This is a genomic window from Lacticaseibacillus sharpeae JCM 1186 = DSM 20505, assembly GCF_001436225.1.
Classification (GTDB): Bacteria; Bacillota; Bacilli; order Lactobacillales; family Lactobacillaceae; genus Lacticaseibacillus; species Lacticaseibacillus sharpeae.
In genome coordinates, this window is record NZ_AYYO01000045.1 from 1 (window position 1) to 3,238 (window position 3,238).

The 3,238-nt window shown below is 52.6% G+C and carries 3 protein-coding genes and 1 tRNA gene; 2 read left to right on the forward strand and 2 right to left on the reverse strand.

Annotated elements, in window-relative coordinates:
* Nucleotides 1-106 precede the first annotated feature (106 nt).
* Nucleotides 107-177, reverse strand: a tRNA-Gln gene (locus FC18_RS09210).
* 358 nt (nt 178-535) lie between these two features.
* Here FC18_RS09210 and FC18_RS09215 point away from each other — a divergent pair.
* Both FC18_RS09215 and FC18_RS09220 read left to right on the forward strand, forming a co-directional pair.
* Nucleotides 536-1,963 (forward strand): C69 family dipeptidase, encoded by a 1,428-nt coding sequence (locus FC18_RS09215; RefSeq protein ID WP_054680694.1) that lies wholly within the window; start codon nt 536-538, stop codon nt 1,961-1,963.
* 86 nt (nt 1,964-2,049) lie between these two features.
* Entirely contained in the window at nt 2,050-2,349 is a 300-nt protein-coding gene (locus FC18_RS09220; RefSeq protein ID WP_056976136.1) for a hypothetical protein, read from the forward strand.
* A gap of 58 nt (nt 2,350-2,407) precedes the next feature.
* Here the strand turns inward: FC18_RS09220 and FC18_RS09225 are convergent, their stop codons facing one another.
* Nucleotides 2,408-3,034: a hypothetical protein gene (locus tag FC18_RS09225; RefSeq protein WP_056976138.1), complete on the reverse strand. Its 627-nt coding sequence runs from the start codon at nt 3,032-3,034 to the stop codon at nt 2,408-2,410.
* Nucleotides 3,035-3,238 lie beyond the last annotated feature (204 nt).

The following is a 3,238-nucleotide window of genomic DNA, read 5'->3' on the forward strand; positions in this document are numbered from 1 at the left end:
CTACACCTCTGAGTTGGAGAAAAATCTCCAACACCAGAAAGTGTAGACCCCTTTTTAGTTGCAATTGGCCACAAAAAAACCAGATGCGCGCCGCATCTGGTTATGCTTGGGTATCTAGGGATCGAACCTAGGATTATGGATTCAGAGTCCACTGCGTTACCACTTCGCTAATACCCAATAAGCTTGCTCCGTAACAGGAACGAGTATTACTATACCGGCTTTTCAGAATTGCGTCAATACTTTTGGGACAAAAAGTAGCGCAAACAGTCACAAATTCCGGAATTGTGGCCAGCAGTGCCGGGGCCAGGCCACAGCCAATCCTGCGTCTGGACTACAAAACACCCGTAAGTATGCCCCAATTTTGGCAAAGTGCAGTATTTAACTTACCTGTAATTGCATTTTTCCTTTAAGGGCGTAACATCGATATTGAAGTTGAAAGAGTGGCTGCGGCAAATCTGGGTTGATTAATTTGCCGCAGTTGGCGCATTCCCTGTAAGTGCACGCCCGTGTGCTTACTAGAGCAAAAGGAGAAACTATGAACGAATCTGCTTGCACCTCAATCCTCGTTGGTAAGAACGCCAGCCTGGACGGCACCACACTGATTGCACGTAATGACGACACCTTCCTCCCACTGACCCCCCAGCGCTTCTACATGCACGCTGCATGGAAGGGCGTTAAGGGACTCCACGTGGCCTCCCCACTAAACGGCTTTGAAGCGGACCTGCCTGAGAATGGTTACCGCTACAACGCCGTGCCGAACGTGGACAATGCCCACCTCGGTGATTACGAAGAAAGCGGGATTAACGAGAAGAACGTGGCGATGTCCGCAACCGAAAGCACATACGGCAACGAACGCAGCCTGGCCATCGATCCGCTCGTTAAGGATGGCCTCGATGAAGACCTCATCGTGAACATGACCCTCCCCTTCATTGAATCCGCTCGCCACGGGGTTGAATACCTGGGTCAGCTGATTAAGACTTACGGTTCCCCGGCTGGTAACTCCGTCTTGTTCTCCGACAAGGACAACGTGTGGTACATGGAAATCGTTACGGGGCACCACTGGGTTGCCCAGCGCATCCCCGACGACGCCTACGCGGTTGCCGCCAACCAAGTTGCCATTCAGCAAGTTGATTTTGCTGACACCGACAACTTCGCGTGGAGCGCCGGCATCCAGGAATTCGTTGCGGACAACAATCTGAACCCCGACAAGACCGGTTGGAACTTCCGCCACATCTTCGGGACGATGAACGAGAAGGACCGCCACTACAACACGCCACGGGTTTGGTACGCCCACCACATTCTGAACCCTGAAGTGCCTGAAGAACCAGAATCCGCAGAACTGCCATTCATTATGCGCACCGACCACAAGATTTCCGTTGAAGACATCGCCCAGATTCTCGGCAGTCACTACAACGAAACCCGCTTCGACCCATTGGGCCACAGCGACGACAAGGACCGCCTGCGTTACCGCCCAATCGGCTTGAACCGGACCCAGAACTCACACGTCTTGCAGGTCCGTGACACCGCCGATGACGGCCTGGCCGGCATTATGTGGCTGAACCTGGGTTACCCAACCTTCAGTCCTTACGTACCGTTCTACACGAACGCAAACGACACGGACCCATCCTACGAAACCACCCCACTGGAACTCGACGTGGATACTGATTCCGCCTACTGGATGTTCCGGACGCTCAGTATGCTGACTGAAAGCCACTACAGCAAGTTCATTCAGCAAAACCGCGACTACCTGGTTGAACTCTACCGGCAGTACCACGCACACATCGTGGCAACGGATAAGGCCGCCAGCGACCTGACCGGCAAGGAATTAACTGCATTCCTGACTGACGCCAACCACCAGCTTGTTGCGACCACCAAGGCCGCAACGAAAGATCAGATCAATAAGATGATTATGGAAGGCATTAACCTGTCACAACTCACCTTCAACATGGATAAGAATCTGTAAAGTACATTCGGGCTAGGCGTATTGCCGAGCCCTTTTTTTGTGCGTAAATGCACATTTGTGGCATAATGTTTGTGGAGGGATTACCTATGACATTAATCGTAATCATTCTCGACGCGTTTGCCGCCGTTTGCTACTTATTTCTCGCGCAGGGACAGTCGAACGCGCTGATTACGGTCGGTGCGGGCGTGCAGATTGTCATCACCATCTTGCTGCTCATTTTGACCATCATGTTCAACGGCCACCGGCGCGCCCGGTACTGGACTAGCACCTACCACCCATTCACGTTCCGCTTCGGCATCATCTTGCTGTCGCTAGTTGGCAACGCCCTAATCGCCTTGCTGTACGTGATGTACGTAACCGGCACGAACACCATTTTGTTCCGGTAACCAAAAACGCCATGCTTCCTGCTCAGCAGGAAACATGGCGTTTTCGTATGTGTGCACTTTAGAATTTGGTTGTAAACTTCCCATTGGCGTAGACCCAGTATTCGTGCGCCGCCTTGAGTTTCCCGTTACTGTTTTTCGCATAGCCCGTAACGGTGTAAACGGCGATGCTGGCATCCCCGTTTCCGACCTTCGTTGTCTTGTAGGCGTCTGAGGCTTTATCCGCTTCACTCGGATTCTGGCCGAAGTAGTTGGCCACAATGTCCGCCGCCTTCTCCTTCGACATCGCCCCGTCTGGCACGGTGACGCTGCTGGCAGAGGCAACTGCCCCCTTAATTGATTCAGCCTTGGCCTTCTTCTTGGCAGACGACTTACTGGTGGCGGTGTGAATCTTGATTGAGCTCTTCTTGGCCACCTTGTGCGTCGTCACTGGCTGGCCGCTGAAGTGGGGCCAAACCCGGTCATACGCAACGACCGCCACCAACACCAGCACCAGCACGATGAGCAAGTGCCGTGTCCCAGCCAGTGTGGTCGCCATCCGCCGGCGCCGAATCCGCACGTTCGGGTTGTTTGACGCCTTAACGTACCGGTGGATGTAGCGCAGCATCGCCAGCACAATGAGGAAGACAACAAACAGTTCGCGGAATAAAAGATTATGTAGTACAAAATCCAGAATTGTATTTAACATGGTACTTCCCAGCCTTTACCATTTCATATACTATCGAGTATACCGCGACTTTGCCAGCGGTGGTAGGGGGAAAGCGTACAACGTATTATTTTGCCCACGTTACCACTTGCTGAGCGCACCAACGTTGCTGCTGGCAGGCAACAAAAAAGGCGCTACGATATTTGGAGTTGATAGACATCTTGTCTGTCAGCTCCTTTTTCTATA

Excerpts from the sequence above, each read along its gene's own strand:
- FC18_RS09215 (WP_054680694.1), top strand. The coding sequence starts at position 536 with ATGAACGAATCTGCTTGCACCTCAATCCTCGTTGGTAAGAACGCCAGC.
- FC18_RS09220 (WP_056976136.1), top strand. The coding sequence starts at position 2,050 with ATGACATTAATCGTAATCATTCTCGACGCGTTTGCCGCCGTTTGCTAC.
- FC18_RS09225 (WP_056976138.1), bottom strand. The coding sequence starts at position 3,034 with ATGTTAAATACAATTCTGGATTTTGTACTACATAATCTTTTATTCCGC.